This window comes from Curtobacterium sp. MCSS17_011 (assembly GCF_003224275.1).
Classification (GTDB): Bacteria; Actinomycetota; Actinomycetes; order Actinomycetales; family Microbacteriaceae; genus Curtobacterium.
In genome coordinates this window covers 13,528-35,884 of sequence record NZ_QKLE01000011.1, presented here as the reverse complement: position 1 = coordinate 35,884, position 22,357 = coordinate 13,528, and the positions used below count along the sequence as shown (strand labels likewise).

The following is a 22,357-nucleotide window of genomic DNA, read 5'->3' as shown; positions in this document are numbered from 1 at the left end:
ATGGCCACCAACAGCGGTGAGCACCACCCTCGGAACGGCATCCGGCCGGACAGCCGCTGGGCCGTCCCGATCCGTCGGGTCTTCCCCTGGTGGTACCTCGGCGGCGCGGTGGCGACGATGGCGATCCTGATCCTGGTCGATCCCGACGGCAGCCAGGCGACGGTGGCGTTCTGGGGACCGACGATCGGGATCGCGATCCAGGACCGCGAGCGAGCAGCGCGTGCTCGACTGGACAACGGCCTCCCGGTCGATCGACGGTCGCTCCTGTCGCCTCCGTGGCTCGAACCGACCTGCGCGGTGTTGCTCACCGGCGTGGCCGTCGGACTCGGCATGCTCATCAACGCGCTCTTCGGGCACGGCACGTCCGTCACGACGTGGCTCGGAGCGGGGGTGTTCCTCGGGAGCGCCGCGTCGTTGGTCGGTCTCCTGCTGGTCCTGAGGCGCCGACGCCGCCGACGGTCGAGCGTTGCGGGCGGCCAGCCGGACGGCGTCAGCTGAGGGCGTGCTCCGAGAGGAACCGCCCGGCTCGTCGGTACTGCACGGCCAATTGGACGAGCCCGATCACCACCGCGAACGACGCGACGAGCTCGATCAGCTTGATGGGCAGACTGTCCGTGCTCACCGCTGTCGACGCGGCGAACAGCATCAGGGCGCCGAAGATCGGCAGGATCCCGAGCGTGGCTCGACGGTTCTGCACGGCGACCGCGGTGACGATGTCCGCGTGCTCGTCGTCGATCGGCTCCTTGCCTGCGATCTGACGCCGCACCGACCGCTGCTCAGCGCGCGAGAGCGGGCTGCTCACCGATCGCCAGCGAGTGACGTAGTGACCGGAGCGGTATGCCCACACGAAACCGACGATGCCGACGACCAGCCCGAGCAGCAACAGCAGGAGCTGGAGGAGCAGCTGCACGCCACCGCCGCCACTCGCGTGGTTGCTCCCGGTGGCCGGCACCAGCACGAGCGCCAGGACCACCCCGACCGCCCACGAGACCAGGACGAGTGCCCCCACCCACACGAACACGCGCGTCCGGCGACGGTGGAGCCCGTCGTCGCTCTGGCCGTCGGCGAGCCGGGCGGCGGCTGCCCATCGATCGGCTCCGGCTGGGTCGGTTGCGGGGCTGGTCATCGTTCTGGTCCTGACGTCGAGGGTCTCTCGACTCTACGGGCCACGGTCGGTTGGGTCGCGCGGGCGACTCCGGAAGCGACTGCCGTCGGATCCGCACGAGGGGATCGCCACCGACCCGCTTCGTTGTGATACTTGGACATGCTCGAGTTGGTGAGGCCGCAGGCGGCGTTGTACGAGGCGTGGGCTGAAGCGCATGCCGAGTGGGGGCCGGGCGTGCACGAGGACGGGTTCGGGATCACCGCCCACGACGACGTCGGCGACGAGGACGGGTTCCGCACCTGGGTCGGCCGACTGCACGCCAGACCCGGGGCGCTCTGGTGGATCGTCGAGGACGGCCGAGTCCTGGGCGGGATCGCACTCCGGGCTCCGGGAGACGCCGCCGGCGTGGAGCGGTTCGGCCACGTCGGGTACGGGATCCGCCCGTCGGCGAGGGGCCGGGGCGTGGCGACGTGGGCGCTGGGCCAGGTGCTCGCGCACGCATCGCGCGTCGGGATCGACCCGGTCGTCGCCGTCTGCCGCGATGACAACGCCGGCTCCATCGGGGTGTTGGAGCACTACGACGCCGTCCTGTTGTCGACCGAGCGCCGCGGGGGCGTGCGGCTGCGACGGTACGCGATCGCCAGGTCGCACCGGAGGCCCGGATGACGAAGCGCCGGTCACCCGGTGCTGCGGGGCCGGGGCGGGGGTGCAGGGCGCGTGGAGGACGACCGCGACCGGCGGGACGGACCCGCACCGGGCCTCCCGGTCGGCCGAGTCGGACTCGCGCCGGTAGGATCGGTGACCATGGTCGAACTGGACTTCACCGAGCAGCTCTCCGCCCTTCGCGAGACCTTCGGCAACATCCGCTCGGTGGTCGACGTCGACCGCCTGCAGCGTGAGATCGCCGACCTCAGCGAGCAGGCCGGGGCCCAGGACCTCTGGGACGACGTCGACCACGCGCAGAAAGTGACGAGCGCGCTCTCGCACCGGCAGTCGGAGCTGAAGAAGATCACCGACACCGAGCAGCGCATCGACGACCTCGAGGTACTGGTCGAGATGGCGAACGAAGGCGACGACCAGGAGTCCGCCGACGAAGCCCTCGCCGAGCTCAAGGCGATCCAGAAGATGATCGGCGACTTCGAGGTGCAGACGCTCCTCGACGGCGAGTACGACGACCGTCCGGCGGTCATCACGATCCGTGCCGGCGCGGGTGGTGTCGACGCGGCGGACTTCGCCGAGATGCTCCTCCGCATGTACCTGCGGTACGCCGAGCAGCACAACTTCAAGACCACCGTGATGGACACCTCGTACGCCGAAGAAGCGGGCATCAAGTCCGCCACCTTCGAGATCGACGCCCCGCACGCGTTCGGTACGCTGTCGGTCGAGGCCGGCACCCACCGCCTGGTCCGGATGTCGCCGTTCGGTGCCGCAGGCAAGCGCCAGACGTCCTTCGCCGCGGTCGAGGTCATCCCGCTCATGCCGGAGACCGCCGTCATCGACATCCCCGAGAACGACATCCGCGTCGACGTGTTCCGCTCGTCGGGCCCCGGCGGGCAGTCCGTCAACACGACCGACTCCGCGGTGCGCCTGACGCACATCCCGACCGGCACCGTCGTCTCGATGCAGAACGAGAAGTCGCAGATCCAGAACCGTGCGGCCGCCATGCGCGTGCTGCAGTCGCGCCTGCTCCTCCTGAAGAAGGAAGAGGAGAACGCGAAGAAGAAGGAACTCGCCGGCAACATCACGGCGAGCTGGGGCGACCAGATCCGCTCCTACGTCCTGGCGCCGTACCAGATGGTCAAGGACCTCCGGACGGAGCACGAGGTGAACAACCCCTCAGCCGTGTTCGACGGCGATCTGGACGGCTTCATCAACGCTGGCATCCGCTGGCGCAAGCAATCCGCCGCCGAGTAGGGGTTCGTGAGCCGCGCGCCTCGCTTGTTTTCCAAGCGGGGCGACCTACCCTGATCCGGTCATGATCAAATTCGACCAGGTCACCAAGGTCTACTCGGGCAACCCGAGTCCGGCGCTCGACAACCTCACCCTCGAGATCCTCAAGGGCGAGTTCGTCTTCCTCGTGGGCGCGTCCGGTTCCGGCAAGTCCAGCTTCCTGCGCCTCGTGCTCAAGGAGGAGAAGCCCACCAGCGGGCAGATCCACGTGCTCGGGCAGCGCCTCGGCTCCCTGGCGTCGCGGAAGGTCCCGTACTTCCGCCGCAACCTCGGCGTGGTCTTCCAGGACTTCCGTCTGCTGCCGAACAAGAACGTGTTCGACAACGTGGCGTTCTCGCTGCAGGTGATCGGCAAGAGCAAGGGCTTCATCAGCGAGGCCGTGACCGACGTGCTGAAGCTCGTCGGGCTCGCCGGCAAGGCCACCCGCATGCCGCACGAACTCTCCGGTGGTGAGCAGCAGCGTGTGGCCATCGCCCGCGCCGTCGTGAACAAGCCGGCGATCCTGCTCGCCGACGAGCCCACCGGAAACCTCGACCCCACCACGTCCGCCGGCATCATGGCGCTCCTCGAACGCATCAACCAGGGAGGCACCACCGTGCTGATGGCGACGCACGACGCCAGCATCGTGAACCAGATGCAGCGTCGGGTCATCGAGCTCTCGAACGGCACCGTCCTGCGCGACGAGCAGTCCGGCGGCTACCAGACCCAGGCCGTCCCGATCCAGCGAGGCACCGTGTCCAACACCACCGGCATCCAGACGATCCCGGGGCTCATCCGATGAGGCTCGGGCTCGTCATGTCCGAGGTCGGCTCGGGCCTGCGACGCAATGCGTCGATGGTCGTCTCCGTCGTCCTCGTGACCTTCATCTCCCTGACCTTCGTCGGCACGGCGATCCTGCTCCAGATGCAGATCAACCAGATGAAGGGGTACTGGTACGACCGGGCGCAGGTCGCCGTCTACCTGTGCACCGACACCGACACCACGGGCAACTGCACCGGTGCCAAGGCCACCGCGGACCAGCGCGAGCAGGTCCAGGCGCAGCTCGACTCGTCGACGCTCGCGCCGTACATCGAGAAGACCTACTACGAGAACCAGGACCAGGCGTTCACCCGGTTCAAGGAGCAGTTCAAGGACTCGGCCGCGACGGAGTTCGTCAAGCCGGAGTACCTGAACGAGACCTTCTGGGTGAACCTGAAGAACCCGTCGCAGGCCGACGTCCTGGTCGAGAGCCTGTCGAAGGTCGCCGGAGTGCAGAGCGTCGTCGACCAACGCGGGTACCTGCAGCCGATCTTCAACCTGCTCAACGCTTCGTCGTACACGGCGATCGGCATCGCGGCGCTCATGCTCGTGGCGGCGGTGCTGCTCATCGCGACGACGATCCGCCTGTCGGCGTTCAGTCGACGGCGAGAACTCGGCATCATGCGGCTCGTGGGGGCGTCGAACCGGTTCATCCAGACACCGTTCGTGCTCGAGGGGGTGATCGCCGCCGCCATCGGAGCCGTCCTGGCCGGTGGCGCGATCACCGCGGTGGTCTGGTTCTTCGTCCGGAACTTCCTGGCGGAGCGCTTCACCGGCACGGCGTTCATCGGCATGGGGGACGCGGCCATCGTCGTCCCCGCGGTGATCGTGATCGGGGTGCTCCTCGCCGCGGCGTCGGCGTCGATCGCCATCCGCCGGTACCTGAAGGTCTGACGCAGCACAGCATCCGCGAGCGGGCGGCGCGCCGGGAAGGTGCGCCGCCCGCTTCGTGTTGAGTAGTCTGTGGGGCTGCGCGGAACCACCCGTGCAGCGCACTGCACCGGTCACCATCGAGAGGAGTCGTCATGGCGAAGGAACGCGGGGAGAAGATCGTCGCGACGAACCGTCGCGCCCGGCACGACTACCTCATCGAGGACACGTACGAAGCGGGCATGGTCCTGTCCGGCACCGAGGTGAAGTCCCTGCGGATGGGGCGGGCGTCCCTGGTCGACGGGTACGCGTACATCGACGGTGGCGAAGCGTGGATCGACGCTGTGCACATCCCGGAGTACACCGAAGGCACGTGGAACAACCACTCGCCCCGACGGAAGCGCAAGCTGCTCCTGCACAAGCAGCAGATCGTGAAGATCTCGCACAAGACGGCCCAGGGCGGCTACACCCTCGTGCCGCTGCAGATCTACTTCCACGACGGTCGTGCCAAGATCGAGATCGCCGTCGCGAAGGGCAAGCGCGAGTTCGACAAGCGCCAGGCCCTGCGGGAGAAGACCGACAAGCGTGAGGCCGAGCGGGCCATGCGCACCCGGAACCGCGTCGGCGAGTAGCGCCGGCGCACCGCCTCGGCTAGACTGAGGGACTGCTCCCAACGGGGCATTGGCAACTCAACAGCGTGACAGCGGTTCGCACGTCCGGCCCGCATGGGGATGATCGGTTTCGACATTGCCTGTGTGCCGACGGGAAGCGGGCCGAGGACCCACGGTTATCTCGTAAACGATCCGTGGAAAACAACAAGTGCCAATTCCAAGCGCACTGACTTCGCTCTCGCTGCGTAAGCAGCCCAGCACATGAAGTCCGTCGGCCAGGTGACCGTCTTCTAACCTGATCCCGGCGTCATCCAGAGGACTTGCTGCACGGTTGCGCCTCAGGGCCGTGCGGGACTTGCACTGAGACTGGGCCCGTCGTCCTAGAAGCCGGTAGCAAAGGACGGGGCCGAGCAGAACGAACTATCCGGATACGCCCGTAGAAGACGTCGAATTGCAGCGATGGACGGGGGTTCGATTCCCCCCATCTCCACCATTCGCCGAACGACGAGCCGCTGTCACGCTGCGCCACTTGAACGCCCCGGCACCGTCCCCTGGACAGTGCCGGGGCGTTCGCTGTTCCGCCACGTCCGAGGACTACGCTCCCGAGCAGGCGCGCAGAACACGCTCGCGTCGAACCCGAACGAGAGGTCAGCACGTGGTGCAGGAGATCGCGATCCGTGTCCGTCTGCGGGAGCAGGAACGAGTGGTACTCAGCGAGTACGAGCGGATCGTCGGCTCCGTCGCCACGGTCGCCGCCCTCGCCGCGTGGCTGCCGAACCCCGATGCCCGCCTGGTCGTCCGCGGTCGGGGCGCGGAACCGGTGCGGCTCGAGACCGTCACGTACGGCTCGGTGGTCGAGATGCTCGTCGTGCTCGACCAGCGCTCTGCCGGGGTCGAACGTGCCGCAGCTGCCATCGCCGCCCTCGTCGAGTCGGTTCGCCACGAGCACGTCGCCGACGACGTCTCCGGGGTCGCCGGTGAACTCGACCGGCTCGACCGCGCTGCCCCGCGCGGACGCTCCGCCGTGGAACGGGCTCTGCGGACGTTCCTCGAGGGCGCGCGGTCGGACGTCCTCTCGCGCAAGGCGACCACCCGGGTGCGGACCGCGCAGGCCCTGCTCCGGCTCGCCGAGGCGGACGCGGTGCTGACGGTCGAGCGGGTCGCCGACGCCCTGGCACCGGTGCTCGAGGAGCACGCGGTCGATGTCGGGCTGGACACCGGCTCGGCCGTGGTCGTCGAGCCGATCGACGGGGTGGAGTCGCCTGAGACCGAGGCTGCGCCCGCCGACGCCGACGCCGACGCCCGGTCCGAGCCGGAGACCGTTGCGGCCGTCCTGCCGCTGCCGGCGGGTGAGCGCACGGCGAAGTCCAAGAAGGACGGCGACAAGAAGAAGTCCAAGAAGAAGGACGACGACAGGAAGAAGAAGTCCAAGAAGAAGGACGACGACAAGAAGAAGAAGTCGAAGAAGGACGACGACGGGAAGAAGAAGTCCAAGAAGAAGAAGTAGCTCGCAGCCGCACCAGCTAGAAGTCGAACAGGTTCGCCCGGATCCCGCCGGCGCCGTACTCCCGTCGCAGGAGCCCTCGGCGCCGGAGCACGGGCACCAGTTCGCCGAACATCCGGTGGATCTGCGCCGGGTGCAGGTCGCCCGAGAAGATCATCCCGTCGTTGTCGGCGTCGCTGCCGAGTTCCTCGATGAAGTCCGCGAACTCATCGGCAGTCCCCACGAAGCCCGAGCGTGACGCGATCCGCCCCTGCCGCGCCTTGCGGGTGAGCAGCTCCCGCAGCGGCGCGTCCGGGGTGTCCCCGAGCAGCCCGCGGACCGTGCCGGCGGAGACGTGGTCGCCGAAGGTCCCTTCGGGCACCGGGGCGTCCAGGTCGAGCGCAAGCAGGTCGGTCTCGGAGTCGCTCGACCACGCGATCGCCGCCGTACGCAGGGCCTCGTCGGTGGGGTGCTCGGACGCCGCGACGATGCGGTCGGCCTCCTCCGGCGAGGACACGATCACGGGCTTGAGCACGAACAGGATCCGGAGGTCCGCAGTGGACCTCCCTGCGGCCTCGGCTGCCGCGATCACCCGGGCACGGTAGTCCGTCACCGCGGCGGCGGACAGCGGCGCGAGCGCGAGCTGCACGTCCGAGTGGGTGCCGGCGAACGCGAGCCCTCGGCCCGAGCCACCGGGGGAGACGACCACGGGGTCAGACGCCAGCGGCAGCGCGTTGAGCGGACCGTCGGCGGTGAAGTGGGCGCCCTCGTGGTGGAACGCGTCGAGCGCGTCGCCGTCCGCGAAGTGCCACGAGTCCGGTGCGCCGACGTACGCGTCGCCCCACGAGTGCCAGAGCCGGCGGAGCAGGGTGATCCACTCCTCGGCGCGGTCGTACGCCTGGTCGTGCGGCAACGGCGGCAGGCCGGCGTGGCGTGCGCTGCCGACGTCGGTGACGACGTTGATGCCCAGCCGGTCCGAGGACAGGTGCGCCAGGGTCGCGAACTGCCGTGCCGCCAGGTACGGCGGGGTGATCCCCGCGTTGACGGTCGGCGCGATGCCGATATGCGAGGTGGCGGCGAACAGGTACGGGGCGAGCAGCAGTGGGTCGTGCTTCGGGCCGCCGTACGCCTGCCGGATGCGCAGGTCGAGGGTCGCGGGGTTCCCGAGCGAGACGGCGTCCTCGGCGATGACCAGGTCCATGCCGGCCTGCTCGAGCGTCCGGACGGACTGCTGGTACAGGTCCGGCTTCGTCCAGTCGTGGCCCCAGTCCCAGTCGGACCGCCCCCACGCCTGCGGGCCGAAGCCGCGCGAGAAGAAGTACCCGAAGTGCTGCAGCTCGGCCATTCAGCGCTCCTGCCGGTCGAGGGCCGGCCCACCGACTGCTGCACCATGCGCGTCCGACGCTCCACGCGCCTCCAGGCCGGCGGCGCCTGCGGACCGCACCGCGGCAAACCCGCGTTCCAGGTCGCGGAGCAGGTCCGCGACGTCCTCGATGCCGACCGACAGGCGGATCAAGCCGTCGCTGATCCCCTGCTCGGCTCGCTCCTCCGGCGTACGGCCGGCGTGCGTGGTGGTGGCCGGGTGCAGGATCAGCGAGCGGACGTCGCCCAGGTGGGTCATCCGGCTGAAGAGCTGCACGGCGTCGATGAACGCCCGCGCGGCGGCTTCGCCACCGGCGAGCGTGAAGGCGAAGACGGACCCGGCCCCGCGGGGCAGGTAGCGCTGGGCGAGGTCGTGGAAGGGACTGGAGGCCAGGCCCGCGTGGTCGACGCTCGTCACCTCCGGCTGCTGGTCCAGCCAGGACGCGACGGCCAGCGCGTTCGCACAGTGGCGTTCCACCCGCAGCGACAGCGTCTCGATGCCCTGGCGGAGCAGGAACGCGTTGAACGGGGACGGCGCCGGGCCGATGCGTGCGGCGACGACGTCGCGGGCGAACACGGCGAACGCCCGGTTGCCGAACCGCTCGACGTAGCTCTCGCCGCCCAGGGACCGTTCGGGGCTGGTCAGGTGGGTCCAGCGCTCGGGGGCGGCGGTCCAGTCGAACCGGCCGCCGTCCACGACCACGCCGCCGAGTCCGGCTCCGTGGCCGGACAGGAACTTCGACGCCGAGTGCACGACGATGTCCGCACCGTGCTCGACCGGGCGCACCAGGTACGGCGTGGCGAGGGTGTTGTCGACGATCAGCGGGACGCCGGCGCGGTGCGCGGTCTCGGCGACGCCGGTGATGTCGAGGACGTCGTTCTTCGGGTTCGGGATCGTCTCGGCGAAGAACGCCTTCGTGTTCGGTCGGACCGCGGCGGCCCAGGCGTCGAGGTCGCGGGCGTCGGTGACGAAGTCGACCTCGATGCCGAGCCGGCCGAGGTTCTGCAGCAGCAGGCCGCGCGTGCCCTCGTAGATGCTCCGTGCGCTGACGACGTGGTCGCCGGCCTGCAGCAGGCCGAGGAACGCCACGGTCGCCGCCGCCTGACCGCTGCCGACCAGGATCGCCTGGACACCGCGTTCGAGCAGCGCCACGCGACGCTCGACGTCGGCGTTCGTGGGGTTGCCGAGGCGCGTGTAGGTGTAGCCGTCGTCGGTGTCGGCGAAGCGGTCACGGGCCTGGTCGAAGTCGTCGAACAGGAACCCGGAGGACATGTGGATCGCGGGGACCCGGGCGCCGTGCCCGGCATCGGGCACGAAGCCGCCGTGTACCTGCTCGGTCGCGAAGCCGTGGTCGTCGGTCGCCATGGGACACCTCCGGGGGTCGTCTCGCGGTAGCCTCGCAGCCCCTCGGGGCGGACAGGCGATTGCGGCCTCCGGTTACGCGAGCGCGGCCTCAGACGAGCGCGCGGACCCCGGCGACCACGGTGTCCCAGACCTGGAGCAGCGGCTCGCGCGCCAGCCACACCGCGACGGCGTTCACGACGACGAACAGCACGAACCACAGGGACGCCGGCACCCGCATCTCGGTCGCGGCGATGTGGAAGTCGGTCTGCACCCGGGCGCCGGTGACGAGCCAGCGGCCGACCTGCACCACCGAGCGCAGGCCGTCGACGACGAAGAAGGCCCCGACGGTGGCGACCACCAGGACGGTCGCCTCGGAGGGGCGGACGGCCACCCACAGGGCGAGCGCGTCGAAGCCGAGCACGACGAGCAGGCCGAACCAGTTCCGGACGAACGCCAGCGCCACCAGCCCGATGACCGCGAGCACCACCACCGGCAGCCACCGTGCGCCGTGCAGCACCCCGGTCACGAGCAGCACCCCCGCCCAGAGCGGCGCGCTGTACCCGGCGTACAGGTTCAGGATCCGGACGAGCCAGCGGATGTCTCCGGGTACCCGGCCGAGCTGGACCCAGGCTTCGCCGGACCCGTCCGGGTGCAGCTCGATCCGCTGGATGCGCCCGCCGAACGGGACGACGACGATCGCGTGCCCGACCTCGTGCGCGATGGTCGCGGCGATGCGGGCCACCCGGCCGACGAACGGCACGAACGGCAGGACGGCGCCGACGAGGAGCGCGACGAAGACGAGGGGCGGGGCTGCGGTGGTCAAGGGACCAGCATCGCAGCCCCGCCCAGGAAGACCCTGCGGGACCGGCGTCAGGGGAGCACGGGCGTCGTCAGCACCACCGTGACGAGGACCACGGTGCCGGCGATCGCCAGGGCGGTGAGGACGGCGAGGAAGACCGTCAGGCGGTTCACGCGTCGGCGTCCGGCTATTCGACCGTCACCGACTTCGCGAGGTTCCGGGGTTTGTCGACGTCGCACCCGAGCTGCAGGGCGAGTTCGCGTGCGAGCATCTGCAGCGGCACGACGGCCTCGAGCGGCCCCCAGGGCGCGGTCATCGCGCCCCAGGCCAGGTCGCCGGTGCCACGGCGGCCGAGCGCGGGGATGTCCGCCGACTCGCCGCCGATCGTGATGACGAAGCCACCGCGGGCCCGGACCTCGGCGATCGCCGACTGGATCTTCGGCTCCCCGTGGTCGATGACGACCACCGGGGTGCCGTCGTCCACCAGCGCGAGCGGCCCGTGCTTGAGTTCGCCGGCAGGGTACGCCTCGGCCCAGCGGTAGCTGAGCTCCTTGAGCTTCAGGGCGCCCTCGGCGGCGTACGGCAGTCCGGCACCGCGGCCGAGGAACAGGAAGCCCGTCGCCTCCTTGACGCTCGACACCAGCAGCGGCATCCGCTCGGCGGACACCCGCGCGGCGTGCTCGATCCGGGCCGGCAGGTCGAGCAGCTCGTCGACGAGCACCTGCGCGCGTGACGGTTCGATGCGGCCGGAGGCCACCATCGCGGAGATCATCGCCGCCACCCCGACGACGACCTGCGCCGTGAACGTCTTCGTGGCGGCGACCCCGATCTCCGGGCCGGCGTGGCAGTCGAGCACGGCGTCGGCCCGTCGGGCGAGCGACGAGTGCATGTTGTTCGTCAGTGCGAGCACCGGGTGACGGTCCTCGAACCGGTCCAGGGCGCGGAGCACGTCGGCCGTCTCACCGGACTGGCTGATCGCGACGACCAGGGTGCCCGGAGCGAGCACGGCCTGTTCGGCTTCGCTCGCGACGACGATGTCGGTCGGTACGCCGCCGATCCCGCGCAGTGCGGTCGCGATCACCTGACCGGCGTTCAGCGACGTGCCGCAGGCGACGATCGCGAGCCGGTGGAAGCCCGCCAGGCCGAGACCCACCCACATGCTGCCGTCGGCGGTGCGCCGGGCCACCCGGTCCAGGATCGTCGCGACCACGTCCGCCTGCTCGTCGATCTCCTTCGCCATGTGGTCCGTGTGGTCGCCGAGGTCGAGCGCGGCGGCGGCGAACGGGGACGGCGTGGGGAACGGCACGGGCACCGTGATGCCGTCGGACGACCACGTCCAGGCCTCACCGAGCTCGACGACGTCGCCGTCGCGCAGTGCCACGAACGTCTCGCACCACTCGGCGATCGCGCCGATGTCGCTCGCCACGAAGTCACCGCGGCCGGAGCGGGCGACGACGAGCGGGGAGCGGTCCGCCGCGACGACCATCCGACCGTCCCGGGCGTCCAGGACGACGATCGCCCAGGAGCCCTCGAGCTGTGCCGTCGCGATCTGCACCGCGAGCATCAGGTCCGGGTCCACCACCAGGGCCCGCTCGACCAGGTGCGCGATGACCTCGGAGTCGACGTCGGACCGGAAGCGGTGGCCCTGCGCCTCGAGCGTCTGCCGCAGCCGGTCCGCGTTCTCGATGATGCCGTTGTGCACGATCGAGACCCGGCCGGTGCAGTCGGCGTGCGGGTGCGCGTTCGCCTCGCGCACGGCACCGTGCGTGGCCCAGCGCGTGTGGCCGATGCCGACGCCGGTGAGCGCGTCACCGGAGCGCGCAGCGACGAGCGTGCGCAGGTCGCCGACGCGGGAGACCGAGCGGATCGTCTCGGTGCGGCCGACGGCCGTCCGGACGGCGATGCCGGCGGAGTCGTACCCGCGGTACTCGAGTCGTTCGAGTCCGTCGAGCAGGTAGGGGGTCGCGTCGTCAGACACGCGGGCCGCGATGATGCCGCACATCGGCTGTCCCTTCGGGGGAACGAGGGTGGGTGGAACGGGGAGGTGGGACTGGTGCGGCACCGACCGCCGTCGGGTCTGCCGCGCGTCCGGGGCCTCCCGGCCCGGGATCCGACGCCCGTCCTCGGATCAGGCGAGGACGGACGTCGGTGTCGTTGGGCCGAGGGGTTCGGGTACCGGACGAGGTACCGCGGGCTGGCCCCCGGGGGAGGGGCACGGCGGTCGGTGCAGGAGAAGCCTCACCCACCGCCGACCACACGGCAACACCCGTCGGACGCTCTTGCGGTTCCCCGCGTGCGGGGGCACACCGCGCTGCGGTCGCGTGCGGACTCCCGCAAGCGCGCGCTCCGCACGAAGCGACGCGCCAGCGCCGACCGAGCCGGCGAGGTCGGTTGCGTGAAGACGCGGGGGACGACGGACGGGAGGCCCGGTACCAGCTGGTACCGGGCCTCCCGTCCGTCCTGTGGTGCGTCTCCTACGTCAGGAGCGCGACCAGGTGCGATCGCGACCGCGCGCCGACCTTGCGGTAGATCTGCGTGAGCCGCAGCTCCACCGTGCGCTGCGACATGAACAGCGACGAGGCGATCTCGCGGTTGCGGTAGCCCTCGGTGACCTTCTGCACCACCGCACGCTCCTCGGCGGTCAGTGACGTGAGCACCGCCGACGCGTCGGGGGCGCTGCGCGGCGTCCCCGGGAACGCCGGTGAGAGCACGGGCCCGGACCGGACCGACGACGAGCCCGTGCCGAACTGCGGCATCGCCGCAGCCGGCGCCGGCGTCACCAGCGGTCGACGCAGGCCGGCCGCCTCGTACGCCGCTGCGGCCGCCGCACCGAGGCGCGGACGCTCCGCCGGGTTGCCGACCGCGGCCAGCGCCGCGAACGTGCGAGCCCGCTCGTACTGCGAGTCGTGCGGCTGGAACAGCTCCAGCGCACGGCGACGAGCCGTTTCGCGGGTGGTGTCGTCGGCGACGAGCGCGAGGCTCCGCGCCAGCACGAGGGCACCCCAGCGCCCTGGACGGGCATGGTGGTCCGCCGCCAGGCGGGCCGTGATCGTCCGCGCGTCGTCGATCCGTCCGAGACGCACGTACGCCTCGACCAGGTCGCCGAGGTGCCGGAGCACCGCGGGGTTCCGGAGCGACCGGCCGATGGCATCGGCGGCCTCGAGCGCGGTGGCCGCCTCGTCGAGGCGACCGTCGAGCAGCAGGACCTTGCCGCGGAGCGCGTGCAGCTTCGCCGTCGCGCCCCAGAGCCGACTCGTCGAACGGTGCTCGAGGCACCGGTCCACGACGTCGAGCGCCTCGGCGGAACGGCCCTCGGCGAAGTGCCGCCACGCGACGGCGATCGCGCGGGAGGGCTCACGCAACCGCTCGGCGACGGACGAACCGGACTCCCACACGTCGATCGCGCGGAGCGCCTGCCGGAAGTTGCCGGAGCGCACCTCGTTCTCGGCCGTCAGGTAGCGCGCCGCTTCGGTCCACACCGCCGCGGTCTCCTGCCCCCGGGCGAGCACGAGTGCGAACACCCGTCGCGCGCTCCGGTAGCGCTCGCCGATGCTCAGCGCGTGGGCGAGGAGCAGCAGGGCCGGGTCGGACATCGCCACGAGCTCCGACGTCGCGAGCCCGTCGTGCAGCTCGGTGTCGGGCGGCAGCACGCCGTCCACGGCAGCGATGAGCTCCCGCGCGGTCGTCGCGATCTCGAGGGTGTGCGTGGACGCCGACCCCTCGAGCGGTTCGATCCGGTGCAGCAGGTCCTTGGCCTGGTCGAGCTCCCACGCCTCGGCACGGAAGCACGCCACCATGGCCATCAGCCCGGCGACGGCGTCCACCTCGGCCGGGTCGGTCGCATCGACGGGGACGAGCAGCTCGTCCGCGTGCACGGCGTCACCGCTGAGGTACTCGGCCGAGTACTGCAGCCGGAGCCGGCGGACCTCGTTCGGCGTCGTCCGGAACGGACGGAGCGCCGCGAGGTACCGCGCGGCGAAGCCGAGCAGGCGCTTGCCGAGCATGGCCTCCGCGACCCCGAGGAGCGCGACGTGCTCGTCCTCGGTCCCGCCACCGATGTGCAGGGCACGCTCGGTCAGCGCTATCGCTGCGTGCACGTTGCCGTCCACGACGTACGACCGTGCGGCCTGGAGCAGCGCGACCACGTCGGGGACGTCGTCGACGAAGCTCCGGTGCCACGCGGCCGACCGCGGGTCGCTCTCCGCGCTCGCCGTGGCCAGCGCGGCGTGTGCCGCACGACGGTCACGGGCGGGCATCCGCCAGTAGAGCGCGGAGCGGACCAGCGGGTGCCGGACGGTGACGCTCTGCCCGCGGACGGTCGCGAGACCGGCCCCGACCAGGTCGTCCAGCTCGTCCCGGTCCCACGCCGTGGTCTTCGCGACGGGCACCAGGGCGAGCTTCGCGAGGACGTCCAGATCGCGTCCCGCGGCGGGCCCGAGTGCGAGCGCCGCGATGGCCTCGGTCGTCGGAGTGGGTCGGAGCGGGAGCACGATCGGCTCCGCGCCGGTGAGCTGCTCCCGGGTGAGCACCGCGAGCTGTTCGCGGAGCGCGCCGGGGTTGCCACCGGTCTCCTCGGCGAGGACGGCGAGGACGCCGTCGTTCGCCTCGGCCGGCGCCATGGCCCGGGCGAGGACCAGGGCCTCGTCCGACGGCAGCGGTTCGATGCGCAGGGTCGGCAGGGCCGCGAGCGGACCGTCCGACGGCACCGAGCGGACCGTCGCCACGACGCGCAGGGCGGTGCCCGCGAGTCGTCCGGCGAGGAACGCGATGAGTTCCTGGCTCTCCGTGTCCATCCGGTCGAGGTCGTCGATGAGGACGAGCGTCGGCGGGAGGGTCAGGGCGTGCACGGCGTCGAGGAAGTCGTGCGCCGCCGCCAGCCCGGCCGTCACGGCGGCCGCGGTCCCGCCGGCCTGCAGCAGGTGGGCGATGTGCGCGGTCGCTCGGGGGTCGTCGAGCGCGGTGAACAGGGAGGTCACCCCGGCCAGCGGCCAACGGGATTCACTCCCGTTGACACCGACCCGGACGACGGGGAGGGAAACGCGGTTCGAGACCGCGTCGAGGACGCTGCTGCGTCCGGAACCAGGGTCGCCGACCACGACCATCGCGGACTCCCGTGGGAGCACTGCGAGGGTCGCGATCCGGTCGACCTCGAGACGTCGACCGGTGAGTGCCATGACTCACCGGCCTCCGGGTCCGGAGGCGGATGCTGCGAGGAGGGCGTCGGCGAACACGGGGGTCGCTGCGACGGGGCGCACTGAGGCGGACCGGACTGCTGCACGGCGGGTGACCGTGGCGGAGTGCGGACGAGCGGCGGCGACTGAGCGCGCGCCGGAACTGTCGTGGATTGGATGCGGTCGACGAGTGTGGGTGCACTCGGTTCCGCTCGGGAACGATGATGTCATCGTCTGTATCACCCCTCGGGTTAGGGTCTTCGGACGAACACGACCGGTTGGTTCCGCCTCCGGATCTAGGGAATCCGAGAGCATCACGTGACCTGCCGTCTGGAGCACGATAACTCAGGTACCGGCCCGCTGAGCGGACTCCCGCGAGCAGATGTCCAGAACGGTGCCCCCAGTACGGGGGGCCACGAGGGGGGTGTGGCACCCGCCCTCTGCACCCCGATCCGGGTCCGCCGGACGGAACCGGGGTACAGGTCTGTCCGGACCTCGTTCGTCGACGCAGGTGTAGCACGGACGGGATGTCCAACGCCGAACAGACCGACGCCCGCCTCGATGACCGCACCCGGTGGCGGGCCTTCGCCGTGTGCGTGGCGGTCGCGGCCCTGACGATCCTCGACCTGTCCAAGGTGAACGTCGGCCTGCCCTCGATCGAGCAGTCCCTCGGCGCCACCAGCTCGTCGCTCCAGCTCATCGTGGCGGGGTACGCGCTGGCGTTCGGCCTCGCCCTCGTGCCCGCGGGTCGGCTCGGCGACCTGAAGAGCCGGCGCGTCATGTTCATCGTGGGGCTCAGCGCGTTCACCGGATCGAGCCTGCTGTGCGCCGTCGCACCGAACATCCAGGTCCTGATCGTCACCAGGATCCTGCAGGGCTTCGCCGCCGGGATCCAGATGCCCCAGGTGATCGGACTCGTGCAACAGCTGTTCCGCGGGCCGGAGCGGGGCCGCGCGTTCGGGCTGTTCGGGGCGATGATCGGCATCTCCACCGCCCTCGGGCCGACCATCGGCGGTGGCCTCATCGCGATCGGCGGCGAGGAGTCCGGCTGGCGGCTGCTGTTCTGGATGAACGTGCCCCTCGGGATCGCCGCACTGCTCTTCGCGCTCCGTCTGCTGCCGAAGGGGGCGCAGGGGAAGGCCCAGGACCGCGAACTGGACGTCGTCGGCATCCTGTTGCTCGGCGCCGCCATCGTCACCCTGATGCTGCCGTTCGTGCTGACCAGCGGCGGCGGCGGTTCCGCGACGCGCTGGTTCTGGCTCGCCGGCTTCGCGGTGTTCCTCGTGCTGTTCGTGCTCTGGGAACGGCGGTTCAAGCGGCAGGGCAAGTCGCCCGTGGTGCACTTCGAGCTGTTCCGGCTGTCGTCGTACCGCAACGGCCTGTCGATCGTGGCGGTCTACTTCGCCGCACTGCCGGCATCGTTCCTCATGGTCACGCTGTACCTGCAGGAGGGCCTCGGGCTCTCACCGCTGTTCGCCGGCATGGTCAGCATCCCCTTCGCGGCGACGAGTGCCGTGGGCTCGTACATCGGCGGGCGGATCGTCGACCGGGTCGGGCGAGCGCTGGTCGTCGCCGGGCTCGGCATGGTCGTCGTCGGCTTCCTGCTGCTCATGCTCGCCGCGGTCGCCACCCCGCCGGAGGTCACCCCGTGGGCGATGGCCGGCGCGTTCCTGGTGGGCGGCCTCGGTGGCGGCTTCGTGGTGTCGCCGAACCAGACCCTGACCCTGGCCGAGATCCCGGTCGAGCAGTCCGGCGTGGCGGGGTCGATGCAGCAGCTCGGGCAGCGGGTCGGGACCGCGATCGGCACCGCGGTCGCGACGAGCATCTTCTACGGCATCGTGCGGAGCGAGGCGGCGGGGTCGGGGGCCGGTGGGTCGGGCGGGCGTCTCGACGCGTACCACGACGCGTTCCGCAGCGGCACGACGTTCACGGTGTCGCTGATGGCGCTCGCGCTGGTGCTGGCCGGTGCGGACCTGGTGGCGCGTCGCCGGGCGGCCCGGCGGTCGGGCGGGGAGTCCGAGCACTCGGACGCGGCTGCTGAGTCCGCCGACGGGACCGGTGCGTCGGCGTCCGCCGACCGGGGCTGACCGGCCGGCCGACCGTGCCTAGGAGTCGCGGCGGATGACCTCGACGACGGCGTCGTGCACCAGGCCGTTCGAGGCGAGGGCGCTGCCGTGCCACGGCCCGGGGTCACCGTCGAGCGAGGTGAAGCGGCCGCCGGCCTCTTCCACGATGGGGACGAGGGCCGCGATGTCCCACGGCTTCAGGTCGGGTTCGCCGGCGACGTCGAGGACGCCCTCGGCCACCATCATGTACGACCACATGTCGCCGTAGGCCCGGGTGCGCCAGACCCGGCGCGACAGGTCGACGAGCGGCTCGAGGCGGTCGTCGTCGTCCCACTGCTGGATGCTGTTGTAGCTCAGGCTCGCGTCGGCCAGATCGGACACCCCGGAGACCCGGAGCGGCCCGTCCAGCGAGAACGCGCCGGAGCCCTCGGCCGCCCACCAGCGCTTGCCGAGGGCGGGAGCGCTGACGACGCCGAGCACCGGGCGGCCGTCGACCGCGAGTGCGATGAGGGTCGCCCACACCGGCACGCCACGCAGGTAGTTGGCGGTGCCGTCGATCGGGTCGACCACCCACTGGCGGTGTCCTTCGCTGACGGCCTCGGCCCCGGTGTCCGCCGTCGTCTCCTCGCCGAGGAACGCGTCGTCCGGTCGCTCGGCGGCGAGTCGCTCGCGCAGGGCCCGTTCGACGGCCTGGTCGGCGTCGGTGACGTGCGTGCTGTCGGCCTTCTTCGTCACGTGCAGGTCGGCGGCACGGAAGCGCTCGAGGCTGATCGCGTCGGCGGTGTCGGCGAGGGAGCGGGCGAAGTCCAGGTCGGCGCTGAGGTCCACGTGGCCCAACCTACCGTCGCTACGCGGCGACGACCTCCTCTTCCTCGAGCCGGGTGACCTCGCGCTCGCGGGCGATGCGGGTCCGGCGCGCGACGAGTCCGTGCACGACGGCGCAGAGCAGGAGCGCGGCGGCCAGCCAGAGGGCGAGCACGAGCGACGACCGACCGAGCGAGGCGTCCGGGAAGTACTGCAGGTCCTGTGCGGCCTGCAGCCACGCGGCACCGCTCCAGAAGGTGTGCAGGGCGGCGAAGAACCCGGGCTGGAAGGCCGGCTGGAAGATCCCGCCGGACGACGTGAAGTTCAGCATCACGAACAGCATCGTGAGGATCGGGGTGGTCCACCGTCCGAGCACGGGGTGCAGCCCGACGCCGAGCGCGACGATGATCGCGTCGTAGAGCCAGGCGAACAGGAACACCTGCCATTGGTGGGTGGTGATGACGCCGTAGATCGGTCCGGCGACGATCACGCCGATGCCGGCGACGACCCCCGCGGTGGCGAGCCCGATGACCGCGGTCCACACGGCACGGAGCTTCGTCGCGACCGAGGCCACGGCGATCGCGGACGCGTACCCGCCGACGCTCAGGGCGACGAGCAGGAAGAACAGCCCCTGGCCGGTGGTGTCCTGGTCGCCCGTGGGCACGACGTCGACGACCCGGAACGGCACGTGCTGGTCGTAGGCGATCGGCAGGAACACCTTCTGCGCGGCGCTCGCGGTCGTCTCCGACGCGGCGGTCGAGACGTAGAGCGTGGCACCCGTCGCCGTCGGCGCGTACACCGCGGCGAGGTCGCGGTCGCGCACCTGCTGCTCGGCCGCCTTCGTCGAGCCGACGACGTGGGCCACGAGGGCCCCGTCGGACTGGTCGGTCACGGTCTGGGCGAACACCTGGGTGGCCGCGCCCTGGCCGACGATGCCGACGGGCAGTTCCTGCGGCGCCGGGGCGTGGAAGGCGCCGAGGTACGCCAGGCCCATGCCGGCGGCCAGGAACAGCGGCACGAGGATGTGCGAGGCGAACGTCAGCAGCAGGCGACCGAGGCCGGCGGGGCGCAGGACGCTGTCGGACCGCTGCGGCTTCGTGGCCCGGGGGGACTTGTGGGTGGGGGAGTGGTGCGCGTGCGACGTCGTCGTCGTGCTCGGGGACGGGGCGTCGACAGCGAGGGTCGGCGCAAAGTTGTACTTTGCAACTTCAGACACGACCGCAACTGTACAACCCCGATGCGCGCTTGTCGACGGCGGCCCGGTGCCGAGGCGTCGTCCGGTGCGAGGTTGCGCGGGCACCGGAGTAGTCACGACTCACCGCGCGCCGGCGCTCGAGCGGTCACGAACTGTCGGTTGCCGCACCCCCAGCCGACAGTTCGTGACCACTCGCCGCACGCACCGCGGGGTGTTGCGACCAGCAGCCGACCGGCCGCCGACCGGTCGCCGACTGGCCGGCGCCGCCCGGCGCGCTACTCGGAACCGGGGTCGGACGCGCCCATCCCGGTCAGCAGCGCCCGGAACGAGTCGAGCCGCTCGACGCCGGTCGGCCCCAGCTCCCCGTCCTGCACCCGGTCGACGATCTCCCAGTCGTGCGCCTGCGCCAGCGGGATGCCGTCCCGCGCGGGCAGCACCGGCACGGCGTGCGACGCGAACGCCCGGAAGACGTTCGCGGGGTCGACGTGCCCCAGGCCGAACGACCGCACGCCCGGGGTGTCGATGATCCAGCCGCCGTCGCGGACCCGCAGCGCGACCGACGACGACGACGTGTGCCGCCCGCGACCCGTCACGGAGTTCACGACGCCGATCGCCCGCGTCGACCCGGTCAGCGCGTTCACCAGGGTCGACTTGCCCACGCCGGAGTGCCCCACGGTCACGGTCACCTTGTCGTCGAGGAGCTCGTGCAGCGCCTCGAACGGGACGTCGTCCGATCGGCTCGTCACGATCCGAAGGTCGAGGCACGCGAAGTGCGCCAGGAACGCAGCCGGGTCGGCGAGGTCGGTCTTCGTGATGCAGAGGATCGGGTCGAGGCCGGCGTCGAACGCGGCCACCAGGTACCGGTCGATCAGGCGGGTGCGCGGCTCGGGGTCGGCGGCGGCCACCACGATGAGCATCTGGTCGGCGTTCGCCACGATGACGCGCTCGACCTCGTCCGAGTCGTCGGCACTCCGTCGCAGCAGTGTGGTGCGTTCGGCGACCTTCACGATGCGTGCCAGCGAGCCGGGATCCCCGGAGACGTCCCCGACGAGCGACACGTGGTCGCCCGTGACGACGGACTTCTTGCCGAGCTCGCGGGCCTTCGTGGCGGTGATGACGTGGTCGTCGATCAGCACGCCGAACCGCCCGCGGTCGACGTTCGTCACCCACCCGACGGGCGCGTCGTCGTACGTCGGCCGGGTCTTCGTGCGGGGCCGGTTGCCCTTCGGGTTCGGCCGCACCCGCACGCTCGACTCGTCGTACTGCCCGTACGGCTCGTCCGCGTCGGAGTCGTCACCGTCGACGTCGTCCCACCAGCTCATGCGTCAGACCCCACTCACCGATGAAGCCACCAACGCTGCCCACAGCTCCGGGAACTGCGGCAGGGTCTTCGCGGTCGACCCGATGTCGTCGACGGCGACGCCGTCGACGACGAGGCCCACGATCGCCCCGGCGGTCGCCATCCGGTGGTCGTCGTACGCGCCCCAGGCGCTGCCGTGGAGCGGCGCCGGCTCGATCCGCAGGCCGTCGTCGAGTTCGTGCACCGCGCCTCCAGACCGGTTGAGGTCCGCCGCCAGCGCGGCCAGGCGGTCCGTTTCGTGCCCTCGCAGGTGGCCGATCCCGGTGATCTCGCTCGGGCCGTCCGCCAGCGCGGCCAGCGCGACGAGCGCGGGGGCGAGTTCGCCGCCGCGGCTGAGGTCGAGTTCGAGACCCGGCAAGGAGGCCCCACCCCGGATCCCGACGCCGCCGTCGACGAGCAGGTCGTCACCGTCACGGGCCACGGTCGCGCCCCACAGGGGCAGGAGCGTCTCGAGGTCGGCGCCGACCTGCGTCGTCTCGGTGGGCCAGGTGCGGATGCGCACGGTGCCGCCGGCGACGAGCGCGGCGACGGCGAACGGTGCAGCGTTCGACAGGTCGGGCTCGATCGTGACGTCGCGTGCGCCGATCGGGCCCGGGTGCACGACCCACTCGCCGACCGACGGCTCGTCGACGTGGACGCCGCGGGCTCGGAGCGCCGCGACGGTCATCTCGATGTGCGGCATGCTCGGCAGTCGTTCGCCCACGTGGGTGAGGTGCAGGCCCTCGTCGAAGCAGGGCGCCGACAGCAGCAGCCCGGAGACGAACTGCGAGGAGGCCGACGCGTCGATCGTCAGGGCCCCACCGCGGACCGAGCCGGTGCCGGTGAACGAGAACGGCATCGAGCCGCCGCCGTCGTCCGTGACCTCGACACCGAGGTCCACGAGTCCCTGCACGATGGCGTGCATCGGTCGCTTGCGGGCGTAGGGGTCGCCGTCGACCGTGACGGGTCCGACGGCCAGGGCGGCGAGCGGCGGCAGGAAGCGCATCACGGTGCCGGCCAGCCCGCAGTCCAGCCGGACGTCGCCGTGCATCGGGGCGGGCGTGATCCGGAGGTCCGGGCCGTAGGGGTTCGGGGCGGTGCCGGCCGCCGGCTCGAGCTCCTCGATGCCGACGCCGAGCGCACGGAGGCCCGCGATCATCAGCGCCGAGTCGCGGGAGTGCAGTGGGAGCCGGATCGTCGAGGGGCCGTCCGCGAGGGCCGCGAGCACGAGCTCCCGGTTCGTCAGCGACTTCGACCCGGGCAGCGCGACGTCACCGCGCAGCGGACCCCCTGCGACCGGGGCGATCCAGGGGTCGGCGGGCTGGGCCCCGCTGTGGGAATGCGTCGTGTCTGCCATCGGTTCACCAGGGTACTGAACGCACCGGGAGGATCAGTGGCGACTGCAACACTCGCACGAGAGCGGACCGGCACGGCAACCGTGCTGACCGCGGTGCCGACG

At 71.4% G+C, this 22,357-nt stretch carries 18 protein-coding genes and 1 other RNA gene; 9 read left to right on the top strand and 10 right to left on the bottom strand.

Annotated elements, in window-relative coordinates:
- Positions 1–498, top strand: coding sequence for a hypothetical protein (locus tag DEJ17_RS09580; RefSeq protein WP_110893368.1), 498 nt, complete (start codon positions 1–3; stop codon positions 496–498).
- Here the strand turns inward: DEJ17_RS09580 and DEJ17_RS09575 are convergent.
- Positions 491–1,126, bottom strand: coding sequence for a hypothetical protein (locus DEJ17_RS09575; RefSeq protein ID WP_110893366.1), 636 nt, complete (start codon positions 1,124–1,126; stop codon positions 491–493). The genes DEJ17_RS09580 and DEJ17_RS09575 overlap by 8 nt on opposite strands.
- A 138-nt stretch (positions 1,127–1,264) precedes the next feature.
- Between DEJ17_RS09575 and DEJ17_RS09570 the strand changes: the two genes are divergently transcribed.
- The 7 genes from DEJ17_RS09570 (at position 1,265) to DEJ17_RS09540 (ending at position 6,841) form a co-directional block, all read left to right on the top strand.
- Positions 1,265–1,771, top strand: coding sequence for a GNAT family N-acetyltransferase (locus DEJ17_RS09570; RefSeq protein ID WP_110893364.1), 507 nt, complete (start codon positions 1,265–1,267; stop codon positions 1,769–1,771).
- 138 nt (positions 1,772–1,909) lie between these two features.
- Positions 1,910–3,019 carry a peptide chain release factor 2 gene (gene prfB, locus DEJ17_RS09565; RefSeq protein ID WP_110893362.1) on the top strand — a complete coding sequence of 370 codons (1,110 nt, stop codon included), beginning with the start codon at positions 1,910–1,912 and terminating at the stop codon, positions 3,017–3,019.
- Positions 3,020–3,080: 61 nt separating this feature from the next.
- Complete coding sequence (ftsE, locus tag DEJ17_RS09560) at positions 3,081–3,836, top strand: cell division ATP-binding protein FtsE (RefSeq protein ID WP_017888215.1); 756 nt, start codon at positions 3,081–3,083, stop codon at positions 3,834–3,836.
- Positions 3,833–4,747 carry a permease-like cell division protein FtsX gene (ftsX, locus tag DEJ17_RS09555; protein WP_110893360.1) on the top strand — a complete coding sequence of 305 codons (915 nt, stop codon included), beginning with the start codon at positions 3,833–3,835 and terminating at the stop codon, positions 4,745–4,747. The genes ftsE and ftsX overlap by 4 nt, the downstream gene beginning before the upstream one ends.
- Positions 4,748–4,878: 131 nt before the next feature.
- On the top strand, positions 4,879–5,355 hold the full coding sequence (smpB, locus tag DEJ17_RS09550; RefSeq protein ID WP_027465851.1) for an SsrA-binding protein SmpB: 477 nt from the start codon (positions 4,879–4,881) through the stop codon (positions 5,353–5,355).
- Between the two features lie 95 nt (positions 5,356–5,450).
- Positions 5,451–5,827, top strand: a transfer-messenger RNA (tmRNA) gene (ssrA, locus tag DEJ17_RS09545).
- A gap of 162 nt (positions 5,828–5,989) precedes the next feature.
- Entirely contained in the window at positions 5,990–6,841 is an 852-nt protein-coding gene (locus tag DEJ17_RS09540) for a hypothetical protein (RefSeq protein ID WP_110893358.1), read from the top strand.
- A gap of 16 nt (positions 6,842–6,857) precedes the next feature.
- Here DEJ17_RS09540 and DEJ17_RS09535 read toward each other — a convergent pair whose 3' ends face one another.
- The 5 genes from DEJ17_RS09535 to DEJ17_RS09515 form a co-directional block, all read right to left on the bottom strand.
- Positions 6,858–8,162 (bottom strand): LLM class flavin-dependent oxidoreductase, encoded by a 1,305-nt coding sequence (locus DEJ17_RS09535; protein WP_110893356.1) that lies wholly within the window; start codon positions 8,160–8,162, stop codon positions 6,858–6,860.
- Positions 8,163–9,545 (bottom strand): O-acetylhomoserine aminocarboxypropyltransferase/cysteine synthase family protein, encoded by a 1,383-nt coding sequence (locus tag DEJ17_RS09530; protein ID WP_110893352.1) that lies wholly within the window; start codon positions 9,543–9,545, stop codon positions 8,163–8,165.
- An 88-nt stretch (positions 9,546–9,633) separates the two neighbouring features.
- Positions 9,634–10,347 carry a M50 family metallopeptidase gene (locus tag DEJ17_RS09525; protein ID WP_181421124.1) on the bottom strand — a complete coding sequence of 238 codons (714 nt, stop codon included), beginning with the start codon at positions 10,345–10,347 and terminating at the stop codon, positions 9,634–9,636.
- Between the two features lie 163 nt (positions 10,348–10,510).
- Positions 10,511–12,325, bottom strand: coding sequence for a glutamine--fructose-6-phosphate transaminase (isomerizing) (gene glmS, locus DEJ17_RS09520; RefSeq protein ID WP_110893350.1), 1,815 nt, complete (start codon positions 12,323–12,325; stop codon positions 10,511–10,513).
- Positions 12,326–12,797: 472 nt separating this feature from the next.
- Entirely contained in the window at positions 12,798–15,497 is a 2,700-nt protein-coding gene (locus DEJ17_RS09515) for a LuxR family transcriptional regulator (protein ID WP_110893348.1), read from the bottom strand.
- A 524-nt stretch (positions 15,498–16,021) separates the two neighbouring features.
- On the opposite strand from DEJ17_RS09515, the gene DEJ17_RS09510 reads away from it, so the two are divergent.
- Positions 16,022–17,581, top strand: coding sequence for an MFS transporter (locus DEJ17_RS09510; RefSeq protein WP_110893346.1), 1,560 nt, complete (start codon positions 16,022–16,024; stop codon positions 17,579–17,581).
- Between the two features lie 18 nt (positions 17,582–17,599).
- Here the strand turns inward: DEJ17_RS09510 and hisN are convergent, their stop codons facing one another.
- The 4 genes from hisN to aroA all read right to left on the bottom strand — a co-directional run bounded on the left by hisN (position 17,600) and on the right by aroA (position 22,255).
- Positions 17,600–18,388 carry a histidinol-phosphatase gene (gene hisN / locus DEJ17_RS09505; protein ID WP_110893344.1) on the bottom strand — a complete coding sequence of 263 codons (789 nt, stop codon included), beginning with the start codon at positions 18,386–18,388 and terminating at the stop codon, positions 17,600–17,602.
- Positions 18,389–18,407: 19 nt separating this feature from the next.
- On the bottom strand, positions 18,408–19,580 hold the full coding sequence (locus DEJ17_RS09500) for a hypothetical protein (RefSeq protein WP_110893342.1): 1,173 nt from the start codon (positions 19,578–19,580) through the stop codon (positions 18,408–18,410).
- A 254-nt stretch (positions 19,581–19,834) separates the two neighbouring features.
- Positions 19,835–20,881 (bottom strand): ribosome small subunit-dependent GTPase A, encoded by a 1,047-nt coding sequence (rsgA, locus tag DEJ17_RS09495; protein ID WP_110893340.1) that lies wholly within the window; start codon positions 20,879–20,881, stop codon positions 19,835–19,837.
- Positions 20,882–20,884: 3 nt separating this feature from the next.
- On the bottom strand, positions 20,885–22,255 hold the full coding sequence (aroA, locus tag DEJ17_RS09490) for a 3-phosphoshikimate 1-carboxyvinyltransferase (RefSeq protein WP_110893338.1): 1,371 nt from the start codon (positions 22,253–22,255) through the stop codon (positions 20,885–20,887).
- Positions 22,256–22,357 lie beyond the last annotated feature (102 nt).

Excerpts from the sequence above, each read along its gene's own strand:
- smpB (WP_027465851.1), top strand. The coding sequence starts at position 4,879 with ATGGCGAAGGAACGCGGGGAGAAGATCGTCGCGACGAACCGTCGCGCC.
- DEJ17_RS09530 (WP_110893352.1), bottom strand. The coding sequence starts at position 9,545 with ATGGCGACCGACGACCACGGCTTCGCGACCGAGCAGGTACACGGCGGC.
- DEJ17_RS09535 (WP_110893356.1), bottom strand. The coding sequence starts at position 8,162 with ATGGCCGAGCTGCAGCACTTCGGGTACTTCTTCTCGCGCGGCTTCGGC.
- ftsX (WP_110893360.1), top strand. The coding sequence starts at position 3,833 with ATGAGGCTCGGGCTCGTCATGTCCGAGGTCGGCTCGGGCCTGCGACGC.
- prfB (WP_110893362.1), top strand. The coding sequence starts at position 1,910 with ATGGTCGAACTGGACTTCACCGAGCAGCTCTCCGCCCTTCGCGAGACC.
- DEJ17_RS09580 (WP_110893368.1), top strand. The coding sequence starts at position 1 with ATGGCCACCAACAGCGGTGAGCACCACCCTCGGAACGGCATCCGGCCG.
- ftsE (WP_017888215.1), top strand. The coding sequence starts at position 3,081 with ATGATCAAATTCGACCAGGTCACCAAGGTCTACTCGGGCAACCCGAGT.
- rsgA (WP_110893340.1), bottom strand. The coding sequence starts at position 20,881 with ATGAGCTGGTGGGACGACGTCGACGGTGACGACTCCGACGCGGACGAG.
- DEJ17_RS09510 (WP_110893346.1), top strand. The coding sequence starts at position 16,022 with ATGTCCAACGCCGAACAGACCGACGCCCGCCTCGATGACCGCACCCGG.
- aroA (WP_110893338.1), bottom strand. The coding sequence starts at position 22,255 with ATGGCAGACACGACGCATTCCCACAGCGGGGCCCAGCCCGCCGACCCC.
- DEJ17_RS09515 (WP_110893348.1), bottom strand. The coding sequence starts at position 15,497 with ATGGCACTCACCGGTCGACGTCTCGAGGTCGACCGGATCGCGACCCTC.
- DEJ17_RS09575 (WP_110893366.1), bottom strand. The coding sequence starts at position 1,126 with ATGACCAGCCCCGCAACCGACCCAGCCGGAGCCGATCGATGGGCAGCC.
- glmS (WP_110893350.1), bottom strand. The coding sequence starts at position 12,325 with ATGTGCGGCATCATCGCGGCCCGCGTGTCTGACGACGCGACCCCCTAC.
- DEJ17_RS09570 (WP_110893364.1), top strand. The coding sequence starts at position 1,265 with ATGCTCGAGTTGGTGAGGCCGCAGGCGGCGTTGTACGAGGCGTGGGCT.